Source organism: Dysosmobacter segnis, from assembly GCF_014297285.1.
Classification (GTDB): Bacteria; Bacillota; Clostridia; order Oscillospirales; family Oscillospiraceae; genus Oscillibacter; species Oscillibacter segnis.
The window spans coordinates 141,740-161,262 of sequence record NZ_JACOQI010000008.1; the positions used below are offsets into that span (position 1 = coordinate 141,740).

A 19,523-nucleotide genomic window follows, 5' to 3' on the forward strand; every position below is an offset into this window, starting at 1 on the left:
TATCAGGGAGGAAATATATGATGGGAGTAATTTTGGCTCTGTTTGCGCTTTCGTGCGCATTGTCTACAGTCAGTGACGCTGCCGCTTACAGCGACATGAAACGGCAGCAGAAGGGTCATTGGGATAAAATGCGGGAACATATAAAGGAAAATTATGAACGCATGGCAAAAGAAAATGACTTTTATTGGCGTGCATCTGAGGATCCTTTTGGTATGATTGCGCCAGACCGGAGCCGCCACTATGACGGCACCCCCAGATGACGGACCGTTCACTATGAATAGAAAGCACCCAGAGAGACAGCCTCAAAAGGCCATTTCCTCTGGGTGCTCATTTCAGTGCTATTTTTCCAGCTCTTTGCTATTGGTCATATATAAAAGGCTTGTTTTGACCCCGGCATCATGACATTGGTCTTAGCTGGAGGTTTTGACTCAGGCTTCGGGGAGATCCCGTCCGTATTTTTGCAGAAGCTGGATAAAGCGTTCCGCGGGCTGCGACAGCGTATGGGCCTTCTGGCAGACCCAGCCGATGGTGATGGGATCGTCAAAGCCCTTGATGGGACGCTTGATCACCCCCTGAGCCCCGTTGCTTTCGGAGATGAAGCCGGTACCCAGATCATAGCCCTGACACTGCTGCATGACCATCAGGCTTTGATAGAGTCCGTTGACAATGGTGACCTTCTGGGGATAAAAGTCCGGCACCAGCATCTCCTCCTGCAAAACGGAGGGCGCGTCGGAGTCCAGCTCATACATGATGCAGGGATATGGGTGCAGCTCCTCGATCGTCAGGACCTCCTTGGAGGCCAGAGGATGGGACTTATGGATAAACACATAGGGCTTGCTGTCAAAAAGCGGGTGAAATTCCAGGTTGTTGTCGCCAAAGACACGGTTCATGTGCTTTCGGCTGCGGCTGCTGATGAACAATACGCCCAGCTCCGTGGTTTTGTCCACGACCTGCTGGATGACCTCCGGGCCCTGCCCTACCAGAAATTTATAGGTATAGGATTCCTTTTGATAGGTATTCTGATAGGCCATCATGGCGTCGATGACGAAGCAGTAATGCTGGCTGCTGACGCTGAGGGTCTCGTGGGTCTTGCTCAGATCCTGTGAAAAATGCTGGGAAATATGCTCAGCGTCCGTCAAAAGCCGTTCTCCCATGTTCAGAAGCTCCCGGCCCTCGGCGGTCAGGGTGATCCCGGCGGCAGAGCGGACAAAAATCGTGATCCCCAGCTCCTCCTCCAATGCGCAGACCATTTTGCTGATGCCGGGCTGGGAGACATACAGGGCCTGAGCGGCTTTGCTGAAGGAGCCGCATTTTGCCACCGTGGAAATATACTTCAACTGGAGCAGTGTCATACCAAGTGCCGCCTTTCCTCATTTTTCGATGGATCTCTCGCATTATAGCACAGGAAATTCAAAATGCGCAACTAAAATCATACCAAAATGGTTTGCTTTAATAAAAACAAACATTTTCGCGGCACAAAACAGCATTTTTTAAAAAAATGCACGATTATGAGGCGATATACACAAAAGTAATTGCGGTTTATAACATTGGTTTATTGGACAAATCCGACCTTTGCGGCTATCATAGAAAACAGCAAGCGGTTCTCAGTTTTTCAGTGTGCAAAATAGAGAAATAGGGAGGAACTTACTTTATGCAAGAGAAAAAAATCAAATTTACCGACGTATTGTTCGTCGGTCTGGCGTTCTTCGCCTCCTACTTCGGCGCGGGCAACCTGATCTTCCCGCCGATGCTGGGCCTGCAAAGCGGCAGCAACTGGCTCAGCGGCATGATCGGTATGCTGGCCTCCGGTGTGGGTCTGCCCATTCTGGCCATCATCGTGCTGGGTATGTGCGGCTCTGTCCAGAAAATCTCCGACCATGTGAACAAGAAGTTCTACACCGTCATGATCGGCGCCATCATGATCCTCTGCTGCTGCGTGTCCATCCCCAGAACTGCAGCCGTCGGCATTGAGATGGGCCTTCAGGGCATCTGGCCCGGCGCGCCCTACCTGATTTTCGTCATTCTCTACTTCGTGATTGCGTTCCTGTTCGCCAAGGACCGCGGCACCGCACTGGATAAGGTCGGCAAGATCCTGACCCCCATTATGACCATCATCCTGTTCATTCTGGTAGTCAAGGGCGCTGTCAGCCCCATCGGTACCCCCGGCGCCGCCTCCGTGGATAACGCCTTTGTCAACAGCTTCCTGGGTGGTTACAGCACCGGCGACGTTCTGGTGTCCTTCCTGGCTGCCGGCGTGTTCTTTGACAGCATCAAGCGCAAGGGCTACGAGGGTGAAGCCTTCCGCAAGGCCCATGTCCGGGCCTGCCTGATCGCCGCCGTCTGCCTGGCTATTGTCTATGGCGGCCTGCTGTATATGGGCGCCTGCGTCAGCACCGAGTACACGCCCGACAGCATCAGCAACGCCAACCTCCTGCTGTCGATCATCCGCTCCAGCGGCGGCCAGATCGCGATTTACGGCCTGTGCCTGTCCGTGGTGCTGGCCTGCCTCACCACCGCCATCAGCCAGATCACCGCAGTGGCAGATTTCTATGAGACCGCCACCCACGGCAAGCTGTCCTATAAGGTTCTGGTCATGATCGTCCCCATCGTCACCACCATCGTCGCCAGCTTCGGTCTGGATACCATCGTGAGCCTGACCTCCCCCTGGTTCTCCTTCTTCTATCCCATCACGCTGGTGATGACCATTCTGGGCATCTTCGAGAAGAAGATCCCCAATGACGGCGCGTTCAAGGGCGCTGTGTACTTCACGGTGATCTACGCCGTTCTGGATCTGCCCCACGAGTATGGCTTCGGCTTCCTGGACCCCGTTCTGAATCACATCCCCCTCTATGGTCTGGGCTTCGGCTGGATCGTTCCCGCCATCGTGGGCTTCATCGTGGGTCTCATTGCCTGGAAGGGCAAGGGCCGCACGGAGACCTGAGCAAACTGTTACTGAGCTTTATACCGTATTGGAATGGAACGCGCAAAGCGCGTAAGGAGGAATTTCTATGTCCATTGAAAAAGGCGACGCGACCAAATATGTCCATACCGGCAACGGCGAGCTGTGCTATGAGCTGAACAAGGCTCTGACTGTGCCGGAGACCTTCCCCATCTACCTGTCCTCTGCCTATATCTTCGATTCCATTGATCCCATCGACAAGATCTGCGACGAGGGCGCTCCCGGCTATGCTTACTTCCGTCTGGGCAATCCAAACGCCGACGCCACCTCTCAGATCCTGGCCGCCGGTGACGGGGCCGAAAAGGGTCTGGTATTCTCCTCCGGCATGGCGGCCATTACGACCTCCATTCTGGCAACGGTGAAGCCCGGCGATCACATCGTGGCCTCCCCCATCATTTACGGCGAGGCGTTCTACTACCTGAAGTATGAGCTGAAGCGCTGGGGCGTGGAGACCACCTTCATCGACTTCAACACGCAGGATGTGGCGGACTATATCCGTCCCAACACCAAGCTGGTATACGGCGAGACCATTGCCAACCCCCTGATGAGCGTACCGGACATCCAGCATCTGGCGGACGTGGCTCACGCCAACGGCGCCAAGCTGTTTATCGACAACACCTTTGCCACTTCGATCATTGCCAAGCCCATCAAGTACGGCGCGGATCTGGTGATTTACAGCGCCACCAAGTATCTGGGCGGTCACGATGACCTGGTAGGCGGCGCGGTGGTCGGCTCCGAGGAGATCATCAAGTCTCTGAGCTTCTACCTGGGTCTCTACGGCGCGAATCTGGGCGCCACGGAATCCTGGCTGCTGGCCCGGAGCCTGCGGACGCTGCCTCTGCGGGTAAAGAAGATGGCTGAAAACGGTCTGGCGCTGGCCAAGTTCTTTGAGAGCCATCCCAAGGTGGAAAAGGTTTACTACCCCGGTCTGGAATCCTCCCCCAGCAAGGCGCTGGCCGATAAGCAGTTCGAGGGCAACGGCTACGGCGGTATGCTCTGCGTGAACTTCAAGGGCGGTCAGAAAGAGATCGACAAACTCATCAGCAATTTGCAGCTGGTACGCTTCGTACCCACTCTGGCCGGCGTCGGCACCACGCTGACCTATCCGCCCAGAGCGTCTCACCGGGATCTCAGCCCCGACGAGCTGGCGGCCATCGGTATTACTATGGGCCAGATCCGGCTTTCTTCCGGTCTGGAGGATACCGACGATCTGCTGAACGACTTCGATCAGGCATTGGCAAAGATGTGATCCAGCGAAAGCAACACTGCGATTTTTCAAAAGAGGGACCGTTTCAGAGCGGTCCCTCTTTTACACGTCGACAGATCGGATATTTGGCGACAGCATGAAATTCATGGTGCCGATACATGGAAATCAGCAGCGGTAAACGCCGCAAAATATGCTGTAATTTCCAATAATAAGTGACATGGTAAACTACTTTACACAGACTGAAATCAGCGGATGTGCGATACAATGACCTTTTGGGAGCGCGCATGCATGGAAAAACCTTTATTACGGCAATGTCCCGGTGGGAACTGTCCAGACACCGTCCGGCGCGGGGGTCTCGACCCATAGGGTCTTGCCCCCCAGTTTGATCTGAACGGAGCCGCGCTCCATCAGCCGTTTTCTGGCAACGCCGTTTGACGGGAGGCCGTTCCGTCGCTGATACTGCGTGGTGGAAACCAGACTGCGGATAGTCCGGGGAGACAGTTCCGGCAGCGGGACCGGCTGCCAAAGGAACCTCGTGAACTGCGTCCGATACGTGTAAAGCATATATCCTTCACTGGTAAGCAGACGGCGCATTTCTGCATCGTGACGCTGCCCTTCCCCCTTTGCTCGCTTTGCAGCCTCGTGGCGCGCTTTTTCTACGGAGAGAGATTTGCGGGAGCGGCCGTCAGTCAGATAGTCGGCCAGATCTACGGTCCGGCATTTGACGGCGGCAGACGCATTTTCCCGCCAGAAACGGCCAAGATCCACGTCGGAGAGGAAGTAGTGCCCGTGGATCAAATGGGACTGTTCCTCCGGAGTGAGACGGTCCGCAAACTGTTGGATGATATAGGACATGAAGAAATGATTGACGTGAATGTGGCGGATGTTTGGGACGAAAAAATCTTCGATCCACTGCCGCTCGCAGCAGAACATACGGCACAGATCCGCGATCGTGTAGCGGTATTCGGAGCGGATCAGCGCAAGAATCTCTCTTGCCACCGCTTCTGCCGGGCGGTCCTCGGAGACTGGCTGGATGGTGTGGAGGAATGGAGTTGAAACGGACATGAGAGCACCTCCGATGGTGTGGTGGAATGCGTTTTTGTAAAAAATTTGCCCCGGAGGGGCAATTTATTTTGGTGTCGAAAGCTGTTTATTATAATCAGTATATACTGTTTATAAACGATTGTCCACATATTTTATTTGATTTTTCGGGCTTAACCAAATATGCAATAATTTCGCTGCCTATCGCATGTCTATCCATTTAAATATAAGGGTTGACATGGCATGGAACTTTACAGCTTGAACCACGCTTCATTGCGTAGACCCCGCTGCTCTGCGGCGAAAAAGGAATGGTTCGCTCCCCCTCCTTCTCCGTCAAACAAAATCCTGTAATCCGATCCGCGGACTGCTAACACATTTTCTGTATGGCCGTAAACATCCAGCGTAAAACTGGCAGTGACATGGCCCAGATTGATCTGCATTTTCTGCATCTCCTCTCATCGTTAACCGACTGCGGCAAGCACCATCTGCTGAATACGGCTCATGACGCCAATGTAGTAGGAAAGCTCTGAGGCCGTTAGCTCAGACTCATCTATGCTTTCCAGTGCCTCCATGGTCTCTGTGTATGGAAAACGCGGTCTCTATCGTAAGAGAGGATGAAAATTTCGCAAATACCGCAGCAGAGGCTTTGCGGTTTGGACATAACGCGCGCATTCAAGACTTCCTTGGATGCGCGCGGCTCCTTTTACGCTGCACCAGCCACTCGCGCCATGCGGTTCAGATTGAAAGCCCGCCTTAAAATAGGTTGATTTTTACCTACAATTTGCGTATAATAGGTGCTGCAAGGAGGTGTTCCCATGACCATTGATACGAACACAATCGTTTCCGTGACAGAGGCCAATCAGAATTTTTCCCGCGTGACGCGCATCGCTGAAACGAATGGACAGGCTGTGATTTTCAAAAATAACCGCCCCAAATATATGTTGGTTGATTTGGACAATTCGCCCTTGATCGACATGACGGATGACGAGAAGATCGACTTTGTGGCGGCAAGAATTTTAAAGAAATATAAGCCCGCGTTTATGGAGTTGCAAAATGATCAAATTCTCAAAAGAGAAGGTCTTGCTGCTTCACAGGCTCATCGCGGAGGAGACTGGCGGGAGCATCGGCGTCAGGTATGAGACTCTGCTGGAGTCCGCGCTGGAGAACGTCTTTTCCGGCTTTGGCGGGCAGGAATTCTACCCTACTAGGGAGGAAAAGGGCGCTCGGCTGGGCTATGCGCTCATCTCTAACCACGCCTTCGTGGATGGCAACAAGCGCATCAGTATGTATGTGATGCTGACCTTTCTGGAGGTCAACGGTATTCGGTTGGACTGCGCCAACGACGAGGTTGTCGAGGTCGGTCTGGCTGTCGCCTCCGGCGCAATGGACTACGAGGCGCTGTTGGCGTGGGTGCGGGCGCACCGTGTCTGACCCAGTTTTGACCCAGAACGGAATTGGAGTGGGCAGGGCCGGACGGAAACAACGGAAAATCCGCCGAACGTGTGTAAAGACCCAGCAAGTGGACATCTACTACAAGTTCATCGGTCTTATCAACCAGAAGGCAGAGGGCGGCTACAAGGGGGAAGTTGTCAAAGTGAAAAGGACAGAGATAGAGAACCAGCCTGCTTAACGGAAGGGGGGTGTCGGCAGAAAGCCGACACCCCCCCTTTTTTAATTCACGCGAACGGCATACTTCATGCGATTTCCATACTGCGTCGACTTGATCAGTCCCAGCTTCTCAAATTTCAAGACAAAGCTGCGGATCGTCGCGTAGGCGGCGTCCCCAAAGTCCTTTTCCAACTGCTTGGTGGAAAACTCTGCGTCGCCGTAGGTCATATATTATCTTTGATAGCTTCGTTCAGCACACCATCCGCTGCTGAGGATCGGGAGCGGCAAGCTCAGGCGATGGCACTGCCTGAAACAACCGCAGAGAAATAAAGCAGCAATGCCCGGAGCGAGGCAACTCATTCCGGGCATCTTGAAATTTTTATGAATAAGTCTCGGAAAAACCGCAAACAATATTGTCAAGTAAAAATGAAATTTACTTGACATTGCGCGTGCTGCGGCATAAGATATAAACATCATCGGGACAGGAGGTGGAGCGAGTGACCGGTGCGCAAATCATCACGCAGACAATGGAGCAGTTCCCGGAAAGTGAATTGATCTTTGCCAGTAAGCTATATACCGAGCAACTTAGCGAAGCGGTCAGCGAGGAGGCGTATTATCAGACGCTTGGTCGGATGTGCAAAGCAGGTTCACTTTGCAGAATAGCAAAGGGAACGTATTATCGGCCTAAAACAAGTAAATATGGTATTGTTCCGCCGTCCCAAAAGGAGATCGTTGCGGCCTTCACAGAACCGGACAAAGGTACTGTTGTCGGATATTCCTTGTATAACAGTTTGAAACTCACCACGCAGGTTGCTAAAACTGTTGAGGTTTTCTCTTCCGAGATCGAGCAACGCACCAAGAACATCAGTAATGTTCTTCTGCAGTTCTGCAATTTGGTGTATACACCGGAAGTGAAGGGTATGATCCATATGCTTGAAGTGCTGCAAAATTTCGGTGAAATTCAGGACTTGAACTATCATCAATTCATTACGTTCTGCGAAAAGTTTGCGCAAGAATACGATGGCAAAGTTTTTGAACAAGTTCTCCAGAAAATGCGGTACCAGAAAAAAACGATTTCTTTCCTGCGGAATATTTTGAATCATTATGGTGTGGAGAACAACCTGAATAAATACCTCTCCACCCTATCCGAATATAAGCATCCCACTATGGAGGAGATTTATGAAACTGCATACGCATCCTGAAGAATTTCGTGAATTGATCACCGTTGTTGCCAATGAAAAACACATTTCCGAGTCTGCCGTCGAGCGCGACTATTATATCGTCATGATGCTGAAATCGCTGGCCGACAGTCCTTATGCAGACCAGTGCGTTTTTAAGGGCGGCACCTCTCTCAGCAAGTGCTACCCAGGTTCCATTGACCGTTTTTCCGAGGACATCGACCTTACCTTCCTGGGAATGGAACTGTCGGATAAAGCCTGCGACAAAGCGATCAAGAAAATCGAAACGATCATGGCGGCTGGCGCACAAACGGAGAAGATCGTGGAGGAACGCTCCAACCGCAGCAAGAGTATGTATGTTTGGTTCGGTAATCCTGAAAACCGTGTGAAGCTTGAAATTGGAAGTACTGTCCGTCCAGACCCGTATCAGAAAATGCCGGTGAAAACCTGCATTCAGGAGTTTCTGGAAAGCCGTGGGTTTACCGATGATATCGAACGGTTTGAACTGGAAACTGTGGAAATCAACACGCTGAATATTGAGCGAACCTTCATCGACAAAATCATGTCCGTAAAGCGCCACGCCATCTGCGGCACATTGAACCGTAAGGTGCGCCATATCTATGATGTGACCCGTCTGTACCAGATGCCGGAGATCCAGGCATTCCTGGCCGAAACAGACGAACTTAAACGGTTGGTGCGGTTGACGAAGGATACGGATTCTTACTATATCGGAAAACGCAATATTTCTGCCGAATATGATCCCACCGGCGCTTATGACTTTGATGGGTGGCAGAAATATTTTGACGCTGATATCCGAATAACCTACGAGACTCTGCACACCACGCTGCTCTATACAGACGAAAAACAGGACTTTGATGTTGCGGTAAACACTTTTAAGCAAATCAACGGGAGACTAACGGAAATCGGGGAATAACATCATCCATCCTTACCAACAACCAGCGGTCGCAGGTTCGAGTCCTGTCTCTGCAACCAGAAAAGTCCTGAAATCAGTAGATTTCATGGCTTTTTCCGCACTTTTACGTCCACTAACTTGCTTGCCGTTTTTTCTGACCCAAACGCTGACCCAAACGGGAGCTAAACTGTACCCAAGAAAATGGACACGAGATTTTGACCCATGGCCCCGTTCGGCGGACACGCATTTGACCCATAGGGTCAGAAGCGCCGCACCTGTGTTATGATAGAACTACCGAACGGAGGTGCTGTATGGGCACGAAGAAGAAATTTACACCAGAGGAACTGAAGCATCTGCAGGCAAACCCCTACACGCTGCGGGTGACGGCAAACAGCATATCCTACACCCTCGCTTTCAAGGAGGCGTTCTGGGCGCTCAGTCTCCAGGGCTACACCGGCACAGCCGCCTTCCGCAAGCTGGGCTATAACACGGAAGTTCTGGGTTTCGAGCGGATCCACAGTCAAAACCTCCGGCTAAGCCGGAGGCTTGAGTAAGCCCTATAAGGGCTTTATGCGGACAAAGCCCCTTAAGGGGCCCGAAAAGATTTGCCGATCGCATTGCTTTCTCGGGCTACCCCTTAAGGGGTTTTTGTTATGCCTTGGTATTCTTGCTACCCGTAAACGGGTCTACGAATTCCTTGATGCTTATCTGGTCGGCTATTTGGTCCTCTTGCAGTTGATTTTGGATGTAAGCTTTAATTGCTTTTTTGTTTCGCCCTACTGTATCTACGAAATACCCTCTGGCCCAGAAATGTCTGTTTCCATACTTGTACTTGAGATTTGCGTGTCGGTCGAATATCATCAGGCTGCTTTTTCCCTTTAGATACCCCATGATCTGCGATACGCTATACTTTGGAGGGATACTGATTAGCATATGGATATGATCCGGACACGCATTTGCTTCTATAATCTCTACTCCCTTTTGTTGGCATAATTTTCTTATGATTACACCTATGTCCGCTCGAATTTCCCGATAGATTTCCATCCTTCTATACTTAGGCGCAAATACTACATGGTATTGACACCGCCAACTGGTATGTTCTAAACTACTGATATCTGGATTTTTCATGAATCAGTCTCCTTGTTTTTGTGAATTTGGTCGGCAAACCTTTCATTCACTCTAACTTGGAGACTTTTTCTTGTCTACTCCGCCCCTCGCTATAAGCTCTTTTTCTCCCCCGGCATAGCCGGGGGTTGCCTTTGTCAAGACAATACTACAAAGCGCATCCGGCGGGAGGCCAGATCGCCGGATGGCTTTCATGAGGGCGCCCGGGGCGGTGTGCGTATACCAGGCGGCGGGAACAACCAGACAGAGGAGGTGTCCGCCCCGTCTGACGAGGCCGCCAGACGCATGAAACGGGAGATTTTGTGTCTCCAGCAGCAGATGGCGTTCTTAAAAAAAGTCATGCGGCTGCACGGCAAGCCGGGAGAATAGCCATGGACAGCGCCGGAGAGAGATTTGAGGCCATTTGCGCCGCGTTGGCGGATCGGAACAACATCCTCACCGTGAAAGACCTGTGCGAATTGGCAGGTGTCTCCCGCTCCGGCTACTACAACTGGGTGCGTTCTGAAAAAAACAGAGAGCTGCGGGAGGCGAAGGACCGGGCGGCATTCGAACAGATCCTGGAGGCATACCGGTTCCGGGGCTACGCAAAGGGCGTTCGCGGCATTCATATGCGGCTTTTGCACATGGGTATCCGAATGAACGTGAAGAAGATCCGCCGTCTGATGCGGAAATACAAGCTCACCTGCCCCATCCGAAAGCCGAATCCCTACCGCAGATTGCAGCGATCCATCCGAATGGGCAGCGCCGCGGAGAATTTGGTCAACCGGGAATTCGAGTCTCATGGGCCGAGAGCCATCCTCCTGACGGACATCACATACATCCCGCTCCGCGGCAGATTCTGCTACCTCTCCACGATCCTGGACGCCTGCACAAAGCAGGTCCTGGCCTATGCGATGAGCGAATCGCTGGAAGTGGATTTTGTTTTGGAAACGGTCCAGCTACTGGTAAAGCACCATGGGATCTCGCTGAGCAAGGAGACCGTGATCCACAGCGACCAGGGTACCCACTACACCAGTCTGAAGTTCATCCAACTGGTGGAGAACAGCGCGCTGCGGCGGTCCATGTCCCGCAGAGGGAACTGCTGGGACAACGCGCCCCAAGAGAGCTTCTTCGGGCACATGAAGGACGAACTGGCCAGTGAGATCCCGGGGTGGACGTCTTTTGAGGCCGCCAAAGCCTCCATTGACCGCTGGATGGATTACTACAACAACGACCGCTGCCAGTGGGATCTGGCGAAGCTATCCCCTAACGAATATTACAACTACATCACCACAGGTGAGTACCCCGCCGGTATGCTGCCGCTATGGGTCAAATGAAAATGTCCTTGACTTGGGGAGCACTTTAAGCGGATAGCGGAAAGGGCTATACCGCACGGGATAGGATATTGCCCATTGTTTTTGCTGCTTCACGCTTGGCCGAGGTCGTGGCGTGGGTGTAAGTCCAGATGTATATCGGTAAGATGGACAGCACACAATGAAGTATGGGATAATCGCAGGCAGCACCTCTTTTAATGTCTTTATTTATTGACAATTATAGATGTATCGTCTATAATAACAAGCACAAAGATGATGTAGAGGTGATGTGCAGAATGGGACGAAAGAGTGTTGCTGTGCTGCCGCAGACGCAGGCGATTTTAGAACAGCTGGGAGAACAGATCAAACTTGCCAGATTACGGCGGCATCTGTCTGCCGAATTGGTCGCGGAAAGAGCCGGTGTGAGCCGAGCCACAGTGTGGAATGTTGAAAAGGGAAACCCCTCTGTCGCGATTGGGATCTATGCCGCAGTCCTGCACGCACTGAACAATATGGATAAAGACCTCCTGCTCGTTGCAAAGGATGACGAGCTGGGGCGTAAACTCCAAGACCTTGAACTTACCACTCGCAAGAGAGCACCACGAAACGGAGGTGATTGACCGTGGCGTCAAACCAAAAAATAATTTATGTCTATGAGAGCTTCAAATTTACAACGCCAAACTTCCTGGGAACGCTCTTCGTGGAGAATGTCCGCGGCCGTGAAAGCTATTCCTTCGAGTATGATGCTGACTGGTTAAAAAGCAGCGCAAACTATATGTATCTCGACCCGGATCTTCAACTGTATGCCGGGCGACAGTATCCCACCGGTGCAAAAAATGTGTTCGGTCTTTTCGCTGACTCTTCCCCCGACCGTTGGGGTCGTCTGCTGATGACGCGCAGAGAAAGAATACTGGCGGAACAGGAAGGCCGGAAGCCTCGAAAGCTATTAGACAGTGACTTCCTGATGGGCGTCTACGACGAGACTCGGATGGGAGCGATCCGCTTCAAGCTGGACAAAGACGGGCCGTTCCTTTCGGATGATTCGGAAACCCCGACTCCTCCCTGGACCAGTCTGCGAACGCTGGAGGAAGCCTCCCGCCAATTCGAAAACGACGAGTCCGGTCTTGAGCAGAAATGGATCAATCAGCTCATTAAGCCCGGTTCCTCGCTGGGCGGCGCTCGTCCGAAGGCCACCGTTCTGGATACAAAGGGGAATCTATGGATCGCCAAGTTCCCGTCCAAGCACGACGATATCAATGTGGGCGCATGGGAAAAGGTCACCCATGACCTTGCAAGACTTTGTGGCTTGGATGTTCCTGAGTCCATGTTGATCGACTTCTCTAAGTACGGAAGCACCTTCCTTGTACGCAGGTTTGACCGGAATGGTGCTGCACGGATCCATTTCGCGTCCGCCATGACAATGCTTGGAAAAACGGATGGAGCATCGGCAGCGGACGGCTCCAGTTATCTTGAACTGGTGTCCTTTATCAAGGCCAACGGCGCTGCTCCCAAGAGAGATTTGACAGAGCTATGGAAGCGGATCGTGTTCAATATGGCTGTTTCCAATACGGATGACCACATGAGGAATCATGGCTTTATCCTCAAGGCGGATGGCTGGCATCTCTCACCCTTGTACGATGTAAACCCCGTCCCGGAGGGTGACGAGCTGTCCCTCTGCGTAAACGAGGACGATGCGACGATCTCCCTCGACCTTGCGCTGGAGATCGCACCGTATTGTGAGATCAGCACCAAGGACGCAGCTGCTATGGCGGCGGATGTCCTGAAAACCGTCCGAGAAAACTGGAACCGCCTTGCAACAGAATGTGGATTGAGCCGGAGCGCACAGGAATATATGAGACCGGCCTTCTCGCTGGCTCTTGAAGAATAGAAGAAGAGGGGGAATATAAGGCTGTATCTATTTTGGTCACTCTTAAAAATCCCTCGACTTTTCTCTACCACGGGAAATTGTAAGCAAAAAATATGGCTGAAACAGCGCAAAGCCGCTTTAGCTCTCGATTTTTCCTATTTTCAGCATGTATCTAAATTGGTCACGCATCACATGATGTGCGACCAAAATAGATACGCACCGAGGAAACCTTAGAACCGCAACGGTTCTAAGGTTTTTTCGTACCCAAATTTGAGGTTGGGATAAAAAGATACCGAAGTGAATATTGAGGGGTTAGACAGGATTTGAACCGAAGCCCCCGCCATTTTGGGCCGATTTTTCGAAGAACATTCGAGAAGTCGGCCCATTTTTTCGCCCTAAATTATGAATTTTTTGTTAATAAAGTGGACACGCATACAAAATGATACTGTCCACTTTAGATAAATCAAGAAAAGGAGGAGCCTATGAACAGATACCTAGTTTGGTATTGGGCCAGAGATGGACCCCACAACTGAATAGCAGAAATATGATGAAGGTCGTTTTGTGTGTATGGATTGAGCCATACATAGAAAACGACCTTTCTTTTTGCGTCTGGCCTGTCCATACACCTACGACCTCGAAGGAGGTCTTAACTTTGTCGGCATCAACCAGTCCCCTGCCCTACACAGGAAATAAAAGTTGCATCGTCAATACCATTTTGTCAGTGATGCCGAAGCACACAGTCTACATTGATCCTTGCATGGGCAGCGCCGAGGTATTCTTCCGTAAGCCAAGAGCAGAGAAAGAAATCCTCAACGACTACAATGGCGATCTCGTGAACCTGTTCCGTGTGATCCAGAATAACGAGAAGCTGGCTTATCTGTTAGGCCGGTTGTACCTCTCCATTAACGGTGAACTTGCGTTCAAGCAAAACAAGGATAGGCTCAAGGGCGTCCCCAACATCCTTGACGATGTCATTGAGACATCCCAAATCTTCTATGACGCCAGCTGGGAAGACATCCAGAATGCGGCTGCCTTCCTCGAGAATCAGGTCTACAGCTTTTCCTCCACCGGCCAAACCTTCGGAATCGCCAGGAGGGATATGTCGCAAAGACTGCCTCGTTTGATGAGCGCCTACAACCGCATTCGAGATGCAATCATTCTGCATCGTGACTACAAGGATGTAATTACCTACGCAGCTTGCCCAGGGAGCTTCATTCTGCTTGACCCGCCCTACAAAGTGACCGAGGACATGTACTCGAAAGCCAACTTCGACATAGAGCAGCATGACATCCTCTTCAGCTTTATGAGCGAGGTCAATCAACAGCACCATGGGGAAGTGAAGTTCCTCATCACCTATAACAACGACCCATACATCCGTGGACTTGCTGAAAAGCATGGGTTTGACACCTTTGTCCAAACTCGACTTCACTCTATGAAGCAGAGCAAGGAGGCTGGTGCGCTGTATGAAGAACTGCTGATCGCAAACTGCGACCTGGAAAAGCAAGCCGCAGCCAACCACCTGTATCTGGACGAACAGAAGAGTCAGATGACCCTGTTCGACTTCAAAACAAACTATACGGAGGACTAAAACCATGTTTGAGTTTACCCTGAAGATCGATTCCGCCGTCGCCGAGCTTCTCGGCTTGGATGGGGACTCGATCATTGAAGCCTTTTACGACCCCGACGAGGATGAAATCGTGATCCGAGTCCTCGACGAGGACGAACTCGACGGTGAGTTCAATGCCCCCCCCTGCAATGGCTGTCCGCTGTTCTGCCAGGAACACGGAATCTGCCTTGCCAAAACTATTTTGGAGTGAGGACCATTTATGGCTAAGATTTATCGCATTCTCGGCAAGCGCGGCAACACTACGATTCCTTATGCACTTCGTGTATTTCTGGGCTTCCGCCCCAATGATCTCCTCAGCTTTCGAGCCGAGAGTGATGAGGTCATCATCCGCAGAGAGAAGATCTGCGACGATTGCTGCACCAGCGAGCATCAGGCAGATGCGCCCACCTCTTCTGAGGCACTGCGCAGTTTCCTTTCCTCTCTGCCTGCCAATGTTCAGAAGGAGGCCCTCATCTATTTGAGTCTCGGGATCGCCCAGTCCAAAACCTAAGAAAAGTGAGGACAAAAGCATGAATCAGTTTCCGTATCTTTACCCGCATTCGCTATCTGAAGCAGAGCGGCTGAACGAGGAAGAACTGTGGCAGGATAACAGAGATGCAGAAGTAAGCCACACACAGCTCACAGAGATGTTCAGACATTCCGACCCCGCAGCTCTGATGGACGAAGCGGAACAAGCCCAGCTTGCAGAACTGGATGATACGGTCACAGTATACCGCGGCGTGACTACCATCAACAGCGACAACCTTCTGGCTTTGTCGTGGACATTGGACTATGAGACTGCCGACTGGTTTGCCCGTCGCTTTGATGAGGACGGCACAGTGTATAAAGCGCAGATCGATAAAGAACATATCTTTGCACTGTTTAATGGCCGTGATGAATCGGAGGTCGTGCTGGACCCCAAGTACTTGAAGGATATAACCCAGGCTCAAGAGCCTACCCAGGGCCAGGAACTATCAATGTAAAGGAGAACCTATGGGAACAAGAAGCTACATAGCCTTGCAGATCGAAGAGGACGAGTATCTCATGATATTCTGCCACTACAATGGCTATCCCGACGATAACGGTGCAATACTGGCTGAACACTACGACAAGCAAGAAAAGGTAGAATCCCTTATACAACTGGGCGACCTCTACTTCCTACGGTCGAAGCTTGAGCCCAACCCAGATCTGCCTCACAATCACAGCACCCCACAGCCCAATGTGACGATTGCTTATAACCGTGATGAGGGCTGGTCCGACTGCGAAGCCGTGCATAAGACTTTGGACGAGCTTAATGATCCAGGCGAAATCGGCATTGAGTTCACCTACATATTCACTTTTGAAGGCAGGTGGATATATTTCCCGACCGGTGAGGCTGAACTCGGTTTTCGAGATGTCAAGGAGGACTTGGACAACGATACCGTTCAGTATGGCTCATTTTTCACCGAGCATGAAAACAATATGGACTGGCCAGATAATGGTGACTTCGCCCTCGACACGGATCTACGCCTGTGATCGACCTATGATGATGTGCGGTAGAGTTAATTGCACCATTTCGGCATAAATTCCTGACCTTAATTGCACCATTGCAGACGAAAAGCCAAGGCCGTGGTTGGCCTTGGCTTTTAACTGCGCTTTATTCGTTTAACAGCCTGTCCGCTTTCACGGCGCAGGCATAGCCGGCCGGAGCGACCTTCCGCAGACTCTTCAAGGCTTTCAGTTCATCTGAGATGAAGCCTGCTCCCAAGTAAGCGGCGGAGTCAATGTCCTTTTCAAAAGGAACATTTTTGAGCAGACAGGCGACCAGGTACATAACGACCGGAACCCGCTTGGACGCCTCTTCTGCGGAGAAGTTCTCTACGTAGATATGGCTGCGCACATCACGGAGGCCTTGCAGATAAGAGACATAATCCTCTTTGCTGACCTTGCCGCGGGAGGCAATACTCACCGCAGCGTTGTATGTATCTCTGAGCGCATCCCCGGGGCCGATGTCAAGACCACGATATGCGATCTCGTCCTGCACGAGGCTGTAGTAGGTTTCCCGCACCTCGGTAAAATCCTCTGCCACTTCGATCAGAGTCATCACATCGTAAAGCTGCTTGATGATCTCCATATCCTTGTTGCTGTTCAAGAGAATGCCGGTGGTGTGCGGTGCAAACGCTGTCAGCTTGTCACCCAGGATAGATTCCACGCTGGGGATCTGCACCGTCAGATCCTCTCCATCAGTGAGAATCAGCTCGTTTTTGATGGGTTTGGCGATGAGCCGCTTGTACTTCGCATCCTCGAACAGCACATCCAAAAGGATATAGATGCTACGCTCCATGACCGGCGACTCGTAGACGAACTTGAAGTGCCGCTTCTCTATGTTGTTTTTGCCCTTTCTGACCTGTTCCTCAACACTCACAAAGGGGAATATCTTGCCGGCCTCCTCGATAAAAGTATTCAGGTCGGTACCCGGCGCAACGATGATGTCGATGTCGGTGGACAAACGCATGGGACGCTCCAACAGCAGCATCAGACAGGTGCCGCCCTTAAAGATGAACGGCATGCCGACTCTCGTGATGGCCTCCAACAGGCCAAAGGCGTACACGGAACGCTCCAGAAGCAAAGGGTCCCGATGGCTGGCACTTTGCAGATCGCGAATGTGCTCTTCGGTAAAATTCTCTTTCTTCAACATGGCCTTACTCCGTTCTTAACAGTGATTTGTCTATCTGCTCAAGCACCTTGGCCTTAGCGTTCCTTCTCCGCGCATAGCGGAAGAGTTGGCTTTCATCAATATAGAAATCTTTGAAAGCCTGCGTGAAAATTGTCTTGTATTCGCCCTGGTTCACACAGGAGCGAAGCAGTTTATCCGAAACAATGTCTACGAGCATCTTTTCCAAGTCAGTATGCCAGAACTCGTCGGTGCCTTTTGGTGCCTCCGTGATCAGTTTCTTGATAACGAGCATATCGTCCGCCCAATACTGGTGGTACATATCCGCATTGGGATTGAGCAGGATGTGTCCGGCATACTCTTCTTTCAGAGTGTCAAAGACATACTCTCCGAGGTCGCCTTCTACAAAGATGAACACGGCATTATGTGCAATCTGGTGATTCACAAACTCGTTGAGCTGGACAAGTTCAAAAATGCGGAAGTCCAGTTCCGGATAGGTCTCTCGGATCTTACCGGCGACCGAAGTTGCAAGGTCAGAATACTCGTGGGTGTACTTTCTCGAGGTCTTATCATTCACGCAATAATTGTTCCTTCCAACTCGGGCAATGGAACCGCTGTCCAAGAGCTTTTGCAGAACAAAGCGACAGGAAGACTCTGTGGCGTCCTTATTCTTTGCCCTGTAGACAAGGGCAAAATCGTCCCGCGTAAAATTGCCTGCGTTTGAAAGCGCAGTTAAAAACTCTGCCATGATGTAGCACTCCTTTCAGCGAGAACTGCAAATCGGCAAAAAGAATCCGAATTTGCCGTATTGCAGTTATATCATACTCATCAGCGCCTAAGTTGTCAACTGCAAATCGGCAAAAAATAAGAAATTTGCCGTTTTGCAGTATTCGCTTATGTTTAGTATATGCCAAATGATAGAGGTTGATACTGAGCCAAAAGGTTGTCCTGGCTTTATGTGGCAAGGGCGGGTATAGTGTTCACTTACCAACCGCCCAATGAAACAACAAAGAAACGAGGAATGGAAATGAAACAAATCACGAGAGAGTGGCTGGCGTTTCTGTGGGAGCAGTATCCTGTCGGTAGCCGCATCAGACTCAACAGTATGGAAGACCCTTACGCACCCGTAGAACCTGGCACGATGGGAACGCTTCAGCGCATTGATGATGCTGGTCAGTTCTTAATGAAATGGGATAATGGACGAACCCTATCTCTGATTCCTGGCGAGGACAGCTTCAGTCTCATCCTGCCCGAGCCGACGATGATGAAGCTGTACATGCCTTTGCACGCTGACCTCTACACTAAGGATGACTGGAGCGACACCAGCGAGGAGCCTGAAATGCTGACTGGCCGAGCGCTCATGGAATATGAGGACTCCATCCTGATCGCTCTCATCAAAAACCGTATGTCGGAGGAAGCCGAGCGAGGCATCATGCGCTGGTATGGTCGAGAGGACAGTGTCGACCGCAAGGTTAAATCCGTCGTATTTACCGCAGAGGAGCGAGAAGGCCAACTCTGGGGCGTTGCCGAGTGCAAAGTGGTCGGTGAACTTACACCCGAAGAACTGGATACCCTAAAGGACTACATCTCTGGCCAGGCCTCGGACGGTTGGGGTGAAGGCTTTGAACAGCGGGAGATTCAGGTGGATGACGGAGAACTGTATGTCCATCTCTGGAATTTCGGTGACTGGAGTATTCAGACTGAAGAAGAGTGCTTCTCCCCAAAACTCGCCGAGGGTCTTCCCGATATGTGCTTCTCTACTTTGAAAAGCACCGGTGACCTCATCTGCATCAAACGAGGCGAGAGCGGCTACTACCCGTCCGACTGGAACACCGCAGACAAAGCCAGAAACGAGGACATGGCCGATGAACTCAACGAGAAGCTGGGAGTAACTTCGGCACAGCGGCAGGCCATGGAGGTCGGCAGTATGGCTGGCTTATCTTAGAACTGGGATAAGCCGTGTAATCCCGTGAGTTTTGTTATCCGAGGAGTTTTCATATCATTCACTTATATCACACCTTTCTAAATTCTGCTGCTGGGATAATATTGCTCAATGCACCACCGTCTTGTATTC

26 protein-coding genes are annotated in these 19,523 nt (G+C 51.3%); 18 read left to right on the forward strand and 8 right to left on the reverse strand.

From position 1 onward, the window contains the following. Nucleotides 1–17: 17 nt before the first annotated feature. Nucleotides 18–260, forward strand: a complete 243-nt coding sequence (locus H8Z83_RS10055; protein WP_187014897.1) for a hypothetical protein — start codon at nucleotides 18–20, stop codon at nucleotides 258–260. A gap of 168 nt (nucleotides 261–428) precedes the next feature. Here the strand turns inward: H8Z83_RS10055 and H8Z83_RS10060 are convergent, their stop codons facing one another. Beyond that, nucleotides 429–1,352, reverse strand: a complete 924-nt coding sequence (locus H8Z83_RS10060) for a LysR family transcriptional regulator (RefSeq protein ID WP_187014898.1) — start codon at nucleotides 1,350–1,352, stop codon at nucleotides 429–431. A gap of 299 nt (nucleotides 1,353–1,651) precedes the next feature. Between H8Z83_RS10060 and brnQ the strand changes: the two genes are divergently transcribed. Then, complete coding sequence (gene brnQ / locus H8Z83_RS10065; RefSeq protein WP_187014899.1) at nucleotides 1,652–2,941, forward strand: branched-chain amino acid transport system II carrier protein; 1,290 nt, start codon at nucleotides 1,652–1,654, stop codon at nucleotides 2,939–2,941. Nucleotides 2,942–3,008: 67 nt separating this feature from the next. After that, entirely contained in the window at nucleotides 3,009–4,208 is a 1,200-nt protein-coding gene (locus H8Z83_RS10070; RefSeq protein WP_207732037.1) for a trans-sulfuration enzyme family protein, read from the forward strand. Nucleotides 4,209–4,469: 261 nt separating this feature from the next. Here the strand turns inward: H8Z83_RS10070 and H8Z83_RS10075 are convergent, their stop codons facing one another. The 3 genes from H8Z83_RS10075 to H8Z83_RS20185 all read right to left on the reverse strand — a co-directional run bounded on the left by H8Z83_RS10075 (nucleotide 4,470) and on the right by H8Z83_RS20185 (nucleotide 5,779). Beyond that, entirely contained in the window at nucleotides 4,470–5,231 is a 762-nt protein-coding gene (locus H8Z83_RS10075) for a hypothetical protein (RefSeq protein WP_187014900.1), read from the reverse strand. Nucleotides 5,232–5,458: 227 nt separating this feature from the next. Next, nucleotides 5,459–5,647, reverse strand: coding sequence for a hypothetical protein (locus H8Z83_RS10080; protein ID WP_187014901.1), 189 nt, complete (start codon nucleotides 5,645–5,647; stop codon nucleotides 5,459–5,461). A gap of 21 nt (nucleotides 5,648–5,668) precedes the next feature. Beyond that, nucleotides 5,669–5,779 (reverse strand): hypothetical protein, encoded by a 111-nt coding sequence (locus tag H8Z83_RS20185; protein WP_366464085.1) that lies wholly within the window; start codon nucleotides 5,777–5,779, stop codon nucleotides 5,669–5,671. Between the two features lie 243 nt (nucleotides 5,780–6,022). On the opposite strand from H8Z83_RS20185, the gene H8Z83_RS10085 reads away from it, so the two are divergent. Together H8Z83_RS10085 and H8Z83_RS10090 are read left to right on the forward strand one after the other, a co-directional pair. Next, nucleotides 6,023–6,346 (forward strand): type II toxin-antitoxin system Phd/YefM family antitoxin, encoded by a 324-nt coding sequence (locus H8Z83_RS10085; RefSeq protein WP_187014902.1) that lies wholly within the window; start codon nucleotides 6,023–6,025, stop codon nucleotides 6,344–6,346. Next, nucleotides 6,261–6,638, forward strand: a complete 378-nt coding sequence (locus H8Z83_RS10090; protein ID WP_187014903.1) for a type II toxin-antitoxin system death-on-curing family toxin — start codon at nucleotides 6,261–6,263, stop codon at nucleotides 6,636–6,638. Before H8Z83_RS10085 ends, H8Z83_RS10090 begins: the two co-directional genes overlap by 86 nt. Nucleotides 6,639–6,878: 240 nt before the next feature. Here H8Z83_RS10090 and H8Z83_RS10095 read toward each other — a convergent pair whose 3' ends face one another. Continuing rightward, nucleotides 6,879–7,043 carry a hypothetical protein gene (locus H8Z83_RS10095; protein WP_187014904.1) on the reverse strand — a complete coding sequence of 55 codons (165 nt, stop codon included), beginning with the start codon at nucleotides 7,041–7,043 and terminating at the stop codon, nucleotides 6,879–6,881. Nucleotides 7,044–7,312: 269 nt separating this feature from the next. Between H8Z83_RS10095 and H8Z83_RS10100 the strand changes: the two genes are divergently transcribed. The 3 genes from H8Z83_RS10100 (at nucleotide 7,313) to H8Z83_RS10110 (ending at nucleotide 9,460) form a co-directional block, all read left to right on the forward strand. Continuing rightward, nucleotides 7,313–8,017, forward strand: coding sequence for a DUF6088 family protein (locus H8Z83_RS10100; protein ID WP_187014905.1), 705 nt, complete (start codon nucleotides 7,313–7,315; stop codon nucleotides 8,015–8,017). Next, complete coding sequence (locus tag H8Z83_RS10105) at nucleotides 7,995–8,927, forward strand: nucleotidyl transferase AbiEii/AbiGii toxin family protein (protein ID WP_187014906.1); 933 nt, start codon at nucleotides 7,995–7,997, stop codon at nucleotides 8,925–8,927. The genes H8Z83_RS10100 and H8Z83_RS10105 overlap by 23 nt, the downstream gene beginning before the upstream one ends. A gap of 290 nt (nucleotides 8,928–9,217) precedes the next feature. After that, nucleotides 9,218–9,460 (forward strand): HTH domain-containing protein, encoded by a 243-nt coding sequence (locus tag H8Z83_RS10110; RefSeq protein ID WP_187014907.1) that lies wholly within the window; start codon nucleotides 9,218–9,220, stop codon nucleotides 9,458–9,460. A gap of 97 nt (nucleotides 9,461–9,557) precedes the next feature. Here H8Z83_RS10110 and tnpA read toward each other — a convergent pair whose 3' ends face one another. Next, nucleotides 9,558–10,034 carry an IS200/IS605 family transposase gene (gene tnpA, locus H8Z83_RS10115; RefSeq protein ID WP_187014908.1) on the reverse strand — a complete coding sequence of 159 codons (477 nt, stop codon included), beginning with the start codon at nucleotides 10,032–10,034 and terminating at the stop codon, nucleotides 9,558–9,560. Between the two features lie 210 nt (nucleotides 10,035–10,244). Between tnpA and H8Z83_RS10120 the strand changes: the two genes are divergently transcribed. From H8Z83_RS10120 to H8Z83_RS10160, 9 genes are all read left to right on the forward strand, one after another. After that, the gene (locus tag H8Z83_RS10120; protein WP_187014909.1) at nucleotides 10,245–10,400 is read left to right on the forward strand and encodes a hypothetical protein; all 156 of its coding nucleotides are present in this window, start codon (nucleotides 10,245–10,247) and stop codon (nucleotides 10,398–10,400) included. Between the two features lie 2 nt (nucleotides 10,401–10,402). Next, a complete protein-coding gene (locus H8Z83_RS10125) occupies nucleotides 10,403–11,347 on the forward strand; it encodes an IS3 family transposase (protein ID WP_187014910.1) in 945 nt (314 codons plus the stop codon). Between the two features lie 272 nt (nucleotides 11,348–11,619). Next, nucleotides 11,620–11,943, forward strand: coding sequence for a helix-turn-helix domain-containing protein (locus tag H8Z83_RS10130; protein ID WP_118746389.1), 324 nt, complete (start codon nucleotides 11,620–11,622; stop codon nucleotides 11,941–11,943). 2 nt (nucleotides 11,944–11,945) lie between these two features. Then, a complete protein-coding gene (locus H8Z83_RS10135; protein ID WP_187014911.1) occupies nucleotides 11,946–13,211 on the forward strand; it encodes a type II toxin-antitoxin system HipA family toxin in 1,266 nt (421 codons plus the stop codon). Nucleotides 13,212–13,842: 631 nt separating this feature from the next. Beyond that, a complete protein-coding gene (locus H8Z83_RS10140; protein ID WP_187014912.1) occupies nucleotides 13,843–14,778 on the forward strand; it encodes a DNA adenine methylase in 936 nt (311 codons plus the stop codon). A 4-nt stretch (nucleotides 14,779–14,782) separates the two neighbouring features. Next, nucleotides 14,783–15,007 carry a hypothetical protein gene (locus tag H8Z83_RS10145; RefSeq protein WP_187014913.1) on the forward strand — a complete coding sequence of 75 codons (225 nt, stop codon included), beginning with the start codon at nucleotides 14,783–14,785 and terminating at the stop codon, nucleotides 15,005–15,007. A gap of 9 nt (nucleotides 15,008–15,016) precedes the next feature. After that, nucleotides 15,017–15,307, forward strand: coding sequence for an AbrB/MazE/SpoVT family DNA-binding domain-containing protein (locus H8Z83_RS10150; protein ID WP_187014914.1), 291 nt, complete (start codon nucleotides 15,017–15,019; stop codon nucleotides 15,305–15,307). A 19-nt stretch (nucleotides 15,308–15,326) separates the two neighbouring features. After that, a complete protein-coding gene (locus H8Z83_RS10155; protein WP_187014915.1) occupies nucleotides 15,327–15,779 on the forward strand; it encodes a hypothetical protein in 453 nt (150 codons plus the stop codon). Nucleotides 15,780–15,789: 10 nt separating this feature from the next. After that, nucleotides 15,790–16,311: a hypothetical protein gene (locus tag H8Z83_RS10160; protein ID WP_187014916.1), complete on the forward strand. Its 522-nt coding sequence runs from the start codon at nucleotides 15,790–15,792 to the stop codon at nucleotides 16,309–16,311. A gap of 121 nt (nucleotides 16,312–16,432) precedes the next feature. Here H8Z83_RS10160 and H8Z83_RS10165 read toward each other — a convergent pair whose 3' ends face one another. Continuing rightward, entirely contained in the window at nucleotides 16,433–17,473 is a 1,041-nt protein-coding gene (locus tag H8Z83_RS10165; protein ID WP_187014917.1) for a nucleotidyl transferase AbiEii/AbiGii toxin family protein, read from the reverse strand. A gap of 4 nt (nucleotides 17,474–17,477) precedes the next feature. Beyond that, entirely contained in the window at nucleotides 17,478–18,197 is a 720-nt protein-coding gene (locus H8Z83_RS10170) for a DUF6577 family protein (protein WP_187014918.1), read from the reverse strand. A 279-nt stretch (nucleotides 18,198–18,476) separates the two neighbouring features. Between H8Z83_RS10170 and H8Z83_RS10175 the strand changes: the two genes are divergently transcribed. Next, a complete protein-coding gene (locus tag H8Z83_RS10175; RefSeq protein WP_187014919.1) occupies nucleotides 18,477–19,394 on the forward strand; it encodes a DUF4314 domain-containing protein in 918 nt (305 codons plus the stop codon). The last annotated feature ends 129 nt before the right edge of the window (nucleotides 19,395–19,523 follow it).

Bases quoted from the DNA above. Each gene is read 5' to 3' on its own strand.
- H8Z83_RS10055 (WP_187014897.1), top strand. From the start codon at position 18: ATGATGGGAGTAATTTTGGCTCTGTTTGCGCTTTCGTGCGCATTGTCT.
- H8Z83_RS10060 (WP_187014898.1), bottom strand. From the start codon at position 1,352: ATGACACTGCTCCAGTTGAAGTATATTTCCACGGTGGCAAAATGCGGC.
- brnQ (WP_187014899.1), top strand. From the start codon at position 1,652: ATGCAAGAGAAAAAAATCAAATTTACCGACGTATTGTTCGTCGGTCTG.
- H8Z83_RS10070 (WP_207732037.1), top strand. From the start codon at position 3,009: ATGTCCATTGAAAAAGGCGACGCGACCAAATATGTCCATACCGGCAAC.
- H8Z83_RS10075 (WP_187014900.1), bottom strand. From the start codon at position 5,231: ATGTCCGTTTCAACTCCATTCCTCCACACCATCCAGCCAGTCTCCGAG.
- H8Z83_RS10080 (WP_187014901.1), bottom strand. From the start codon at position 5,647: ATGCAGATCAATCTGGGCCATGTCACTGCCAGTTTTACGCTGGATGTT.
- H8Z83_RS20185 (WP_366464085.1), bottom strand. From the start codon at position 5,779: ATGGAGGCACTGGAAAGCATAGATGAGTCTGAGCTAACGGCCTCAGAG.
- H8Z83_RS10085 (WP_187014902.1), top strand. From the start codon at position 6,023: ATGACCATTGATACGAACACAATCGTTTCCGTGACAGAGGCCAATCAG.
- H8Z83_RS10090 (WP_187014903.1), top strand. From the start codon at position 6,261: ATGATCAAATTCTCAAAAGAGAAGGTCTTGCTGCTTCACAGGCTCATC.
- H8Z83_RS10095 (WP_187014904.1), bottom strand. From the start codon at position 7,043: ATGACCTACGGCGACGCAGAGTTTTCCACCAAGCAGTTGGAAAAGGAC.
- H8Z83_RS10105 (WP_187014906.1), top strand. From the start codon at position 7,995: ATGAAACTGCATACGCATCCTGAAGAATTTCGTGAATTGATCACCGTT.
- H8Z83_RS10110 (WP_187014907.1), top strand. From the start codon at position 9,218: ATGGGCACGAAGAAGAAATTTACACCAGAGGAACTGAAGCATCTGCAG.
- tnpA (WP_187014908.1), bottom strand. From the start codon at position 10,034: ATGAAAAATCCAGATATCAGTAGTTTAGAACATACCAGTTGGCGGTGT.
- H8Z83_RS10125 (WP_187014910.1), top strand. From the start codon at position 10,403: ATGGACAGCGCCGGAGAGAGATTTGAGGCCATTTGCGCCGCGTTGGCG.
- H8Z83_RS10130 (WP_118746389.1), top strand. From the start codon at position 11,620: ATGGGACGAAAGAGTGTTGCTGTGCTGCCGCAGACGCAGGCGATTTTA.
- H8Z83_RS10145 (WP_187014913.1), top strand. From the start codon at position 14,783: ATGTTTGAGTTTACCCTGAAGATCGATTCCGCCGTCGCCGAGCTTCTC.
- H8Z83_RS10150 (WP_187014914.1), top strand. From the start codon at position 15,017: ATGGCTAAGATTTATCGCATTCTCGGCAAGCGCGGCAACACTACGATT.
- H8Z83_RS10155 (WP_187014915.1), top strand. From the start codon at position 15,327: ATGAATCAGTTTCCGTATCTTTACCCGCATTCGCTATCTGAAGCAGAG.
- H8Z83_RS10160 (WP_187014916.1), top strand. From the start codon at position 15,790: ATGGGAACAAGAAGCTACATAGCCTTGCAGATCGAAGAGGACGAGTAT.
- H8Z83_RS10165 (WP_187014917.1), bottom strand. From the start codon at position 17,473: ATGTTGAAGAAAGAGAATTTTACCGAAGAGCACATTCGCGATCTGCAA.
- H8Z83_RS10170 (WP_187014918.1), bottom strand. From the start codon at position 18,197: ATGGCAGAGTTTTTAACTGCGCTTTCAAACGCAGGCAATTTTACGCGG.
- H8Z83_RS10175 (WP_187014919.1), top strand. From the start codon at position 18,477: ATGAAACAAATCACGAGAGAGTGGCTGGCGTTTCTGTGGGAGCAGTAT.